This window comes from Kitasatospora sp. NPDC059817 (genome assembly GCF_042731835.1).
Lineage (GTDB): Bacteria > Actinomycetota > Actinomycetes > Streptomycetales > Streptomycetaceae > Kitasatospora.
In genome coordinates this window covers 10,769-15,972 of the sequence record NZ_JBHWIR010000170.1, presented here as the reverse complement: position 1 = coordinate 15,972, position 5,204 = coordinate 10,769, and the positions used below count along the sequence as shown (strand labels likewise).

Genomic DNA, 5,204 nt, shown 5'->3' with positions numbered 1-5,204 from the left:
CGGCTGTTTTCTTTTTTTACACCTCGCGCGCGCCGTGGGGGGGGGGGGGGGGGGGGCGGGCGGGGGGGGGGGGGGGGGGCCCCCCCCCCCCCCCGCGGCGGTGTGACCGCCCGCCCGTTCTGTCATGTCCGGTTTCAGAGTGGGTCCGGGGGGAAGGGTGTGTGGCGGTGCTGACGGTGTGTCCCAGGTGGCGGTGGTCCGCCACTGTCCAGAGTTCGCCACCGATTTTTTCCGACCGGGATCGGACAGTTCCGACCGGGTCTGGTCAGCGAAAAGGGGCGGACATGGCCCGATTTCTGCCGTGAATTTTACTTTCTGATGGTCTTTTTTACTTTCTAATGGGGATTTCCCCCCTTGTCGTGGTCGTGTCGGATGCGCTGGAATGCGACCGCTGTCGGGACGCGCGGTCCGGAGCAACCACGCGTCCGACCTGGATCCGCGTACGCCGGGCCGCGCAACCTGACGTCTCATCAGACGAAAGGATGTCCATTGATCGGCTGGCGGAAATCCCAGCTAGCGGCTGCCGTCACGGTCACCGCCGCGTCCATGGTCCTGACCTTCGGGTCCAGTGCCAACGCAGCTCCGCTCCCGGACCCGCAGAACGCCCCCGTGGCGTCCGCGGACGGGACCCCGGTGCCGGTGATCGTGATTCTCAAGGACCAGATAGCGGACGCCCCGGCCGACAGCGGCCACCTCGGCGCCCGTCAGCAGAAGGCCGCGAACGCCCAGGCGCCGCTGCTGGACAAGGTCAAGGCCAACGGCGGCACCGACATCAAGAGCTTCGTGGTCGGGAACGCGTTCTCGGCCACGGTGAGCCCCGCGCTGCGTGCCGCGCTGCTGGCCGACCCGGCCGTCGCCTCGGTCGTCGCGGACGAGCAGGTCACCGTCACGCCGCCGGCCGCCGGCAAGGCCGCGGCCGCGAAGGACGCCGCGGACACCAAGGCCGGCGCCAAGTCGGCCAAGGCCGCCGCCCCGCAGGCCGTTTCGGGCAGCAACGGCCAGGGCACCGAGCAGAACGCGACCAACACGATCTGCCCGTCCGACCCGTCCCAGCCGCTGCTGGAGCCGGAGGGCCTCTACTCGACGCACGCCGTCGGCGCCGACGGCAAGCCCGGCGCGGCCGACCTGGCCACCGGCAAGGGCGTCAAGGTCGCCTACATCGCGGACGGCCTCGACCCGAACAACCCGGACTTCATCCGGGCCGACGGCTCGCACGCGGTCGTCGACTACCAGGACTTCGCGGGCGACGGCGTGAACGCGCCGACCGGTGGCGCGGAGGCCTTCGGCGACGCCTCGGCGGTCATCGCCCAGGGCCGCCAGGTCTACGACGTCTCGAAGTTCGTGAACGCCTCGCGCGGTCTGCCGGCCGGCTGCAACATCCGCATCCGCGGCCTCGCCCCGGACGCCTCGCTGGTCGCCCTGCGGGCCGGCGGCGAGATCATGTCGAACTCGTCGATCCTGCAGTCCATCGACTACGCGGTCTCGGTCGCCAAGGTCGACGTGCTGAACGAGTCCTTCGGCGGCAACGTCACCCCGGACAGCGGCGCGCACGACACCATCTCGCTGTTCAACGACCAGGCCGTCAAGGCCGGTGTCACCGTCTCCGTCTCCACCGGCGACGCGGGCATCAGCGGCACCATCGGCACCCCGGCCACCGACCCGAACGTGATCGCGGTCGGCGCCTCCACGGACAACCAGAACTACCAGCAGACCGGCTACGCGGCCGCCCAGTTCTCCAACAAGACCTGGAGCAACAACCGCATCTCCGCGCTCTCCTCGGGCGGCTTCACCCAGGCCGGCCGCACGGTCGACCTGGTCGCGCCGGGCGAGTCGGACTGGGCGCTCTGCTCGCCCGACACCAGCAAGTACACCGACTGCACCGGCTTCAGCGGCCAGGGTTCGCCGATCCAGTCGTTCGGCGGCACCAGCCAGGCCGCGCCGTTCGTCACCGGTGCCGCGGCCCTGGTCATCCAGGCCTACCGCGACACCCACAACGGCCAGTCGCCCGCCCCGGCGCTGGTGAAGAAGTTCATCACCGGCACCGCCCAGGACCTCGGCGTCCCGGCCGAGGAGCAGGGCGCCGGCCTGCTGAACGTCCGCGCCGCCGTCGAGGCCGCCCGCGGCTACCACGCCGGCTCCGGCGCGTCGGACAGCAAGACCGTCGTCGTCACCACCGGTCAGGTCGACATCGCCGGCAACCCCGGCTCGACCCACACCGCCGACGTGACCGTCACCAACACCAGCTCCGCCCCGCAGACGGTCAGCGGCGCGACCCGCACCTTCGTGCCGCAGTCGAGCAACCAGCAGACCGTCCAGCTGGACACGGCCTCCACCGACACCTTCAAGTACGCCACCAACGGCGCCACCTGGGTGCAGAAGCAGGTCAAGTTCACCGTCCCGGCCGGCGCCGACCGCCTCGCGGCGTCGATCGCCTGGCAGGGTGCGGCCAGCCCGGTCACCAACGGCTCCGTGGTCCGCATGACGCTGCTCGACCCGTCGGGCCGCTTCGAGACCAACACCCGTCCGCAGGGCGGCGCCACCCCGGCCGACTTCGGCCTGGTGGACGTCCCGCACCCGGTGGCCGGCGAGTGGACCGCAGTCCTGTACACCCCGGCGGGCAAGGCCGGCTACAACGGCGCGGTCCAGCTGGGCACCGCCACCCAGCGCGCGGTGCCGGCCGGCGCCGTCAGCCCGAGCGTCGCGGACCTGAAGCCGGGTGAGACCAAGACCCTCAAGGTCCAGCTCACCACCCCGGGCACCAGTGGCGACTCCAGCCAGGCGATCACCGTCGCCAGCTCCAACGGCACCGCCACCAGCGTTCCGGTCGTGCTGCGCAGCCTCGTCCCGGTCAACCAGGGCAAGGGCACCTTCACCGGCACCATCACCGGTGGCAACGGCCGCAACGCCTCGCCGACGCAGAGCTTCGCGTACGCCTTCGACGTCCCGAAGGGCCAGAAGGACCTGCGGGTCGGCGTCACCGTCGCCAAGGACCCGAAGCTGCTCATGCAGGGCGCGCTGATCAGCCCGAACGGCACCCCGATCGACATCGAGGGCAACGGCCTGCTCGACGCGCAGGGCAACCTGACCGGCACCACCGCCGGCGTCTCGGCCACCACCGTCAACCCGGCCGCCGGCCGCTGGCGGTTCGTCCTGAACGTGCTCGGCCCGGTCAGCGGCCAGGAGCTCGCCCAGGACTTCACCGGCACCGTCGCGTTCAACCAGAACGTCGCCACCGCCGCCGGCCTGCCGAACGACCCGCACGCCAAGCTGGCGGCCGGCAAGCCGGTCACCGTCCAGGTGAACTACACCAACAACACCGTCGCCACCCAGAAGATCTCGGCCGACGGCCGCCTGGACCGCCGCACCGACCTCCCGCTGGTGCCGCAGGGCGCCTCCGCGACGGTCACCCTGCCGCTGAGCCTCACCTCCGCGGTGCCGTCCTTCCTCGTCCCGCCGGGCACCGACCAGCTGAAGGCGGTGGCGGCCTCCTCGACGCCGGCCCACCTGGAGCTGTCCGGCACCACCGGCTCGCCGGACCTCTTCGGTGACCTGAAGAAGGCCCAGGACGGTTCGACCATCTCGGTCGTGACCGACAACGGCAGCGCGTCGCAGCCGGTCCTCCCCGGCGTGTGGGGCACCTTCCTGCAGCAGGTCGGCCCGTTCGGCACCGCCGGCGCCCCGGCCGGCACCGCCACCATCACCGCGACCGCGCACACCCAGGCGTTCGACCCGGCGCTGACCTCCAGCACCGGTGACCCGTACGCCCTGGCGGTCAACGCCTCGGCCCCGGCCGCCAACCCGGTGACCGTCCCGTCGGGCGGCAAGGGCTCGCTCCAGGTGACCGTCACTCCGACCGGTCCGAAGGGCAGCACCGTCCACGGCGTGCTGTACCTGGTGTCCGCCCCCAGCTCGGTGGCGACCGCCAACAACACCCTGGGCACCACCGGTTCGGTGCTCGCGGCGATCCCGTACAGCTACACGGTGAACTGACCTTCCATCACCACGCCGAGGCCGTCCCGGAGTTCCGGGGCGGCCTCGGTCGTTTGCCCGGGGCCGGCGGGAATGCCCCGTGCCCCGCCGGTGTTGCGCCGGGTGGGACCGGGGCGAAGCGGATGCCCCGGCCCTTCCACCGGACCGGGAGCGGGACTTGAACGACGCGATCAAGCACAGCCACGTCGAGGTGAACGGTGTCCGTCTGCACGTCGCGGAACAGGGCGAGGGCCCGTTGGTCCTGCTGCTGCACGGCTTCCCGGAGAGCTGGTACTCCTGGCGCCACCAGTTCGCCCCGCTCGCCGCGGCCGGCTACCGGGTCGTCGCCCCCGACCAGCGCGGCTACGCCCGCAGCGAGCAGCCCGAGCGGGTGGACGCGTACTCCCTGCTGCACCTGGTCGGCGACGTCACGGCGCTGATCGGCGCGCTCGGCGAGGAGCGGGCCGTCGTGGTCGGGCACGACTGGGGCGCGCCGGTCGCCTGGGCCACCGCCGCGCTGCGGCCGGACCTGGTGCGCGGGGTCGCCGGGCTGAGCGTGCCGCCGCTGGCCAGCGGGCCGCGGCCGCTGCGGGAGTCCCGGGAGAACTTCGGCGAGGGCTTCTACCAGATCTACTTCCAGGAGCCGGGCCGCGCCGACGCCGAACTGGCGGCCGACGTGAAGTCCAGCTTCCGCCGCATCCTGGGCGGTGGCCTGCTCCGCGAGGGGAAGCCGCAGCCGTGGGTCGTCCCGGAGGGCAAGGCCCTGCTGGACACCATCCCGGAGCCGGCGCAGCTGCCGGCCTGGCTCACCGAGGCGGACATCGATGCCCTCGCGGCCGACTACGCCCTGCACGGCGAGCACGCCTTCACCGGCGGGCTCAACTGGTACCGGAACATCGACCGCAACGCCGAACTGATGGCCGCCTTCGACGGCGTGACGATCGACGTGCCGGCGCTGTACGTGGCCGGCGAACAGGACATGGTGAACGCGCTCGTCCCGCCGGCGGTGCTGGCCCACCTGCTGAGCCGGGTGCCCAAGCTGCACCGCCACGTCCGGCTGCCGGACACCGGGCACTGGACGCAGCAGGAGCGCCCGGCGGAGGTCAACGAGGCGCTGCTCGACTTCCTCAAGCACCTGGACGCCTGACGCGCCCCCCCCCCGCCGCCCCGGGGCGGGGGGCCGCGGGGCGGGCCGGGGGGCGCGCCCCCCCCGGGAGGGTTAGACCAACGCCGCC

The 5,204-nt window shown here is 72.4% G+C and carries 2 protein-coding genes; both read left to right on the top strand.

All coding sequences use genetic code 11. The features are described 5' to 3' along the window. The first annotated feature begins 609 nt into the window (after positions 1-609). Positions 610-3,990, top strand: coding sequence for a S8 family serine peptidase (locus ACFV61_RS28165; RefSeq protein WP_380494591.1), 3,381 nt, complete (start codon positions 610-612; stop codon positions 3,988-3,990). 157 nt (positions 3,991-4,147) lie between these two features. Next, positions 4,148-5,116: an alpha/beta fold hydrolase gene (locus ACFV61_RS28160; RefSeq protein ID WP_380371559.1), complete on the top strand. Its 969-nt coding sequence runs from the start codon at positions 4,148-4,150 to the stop codon at positions 5,114-5,116. Positions 5,117-5,204: the final 88 nt, after the last annotated feature.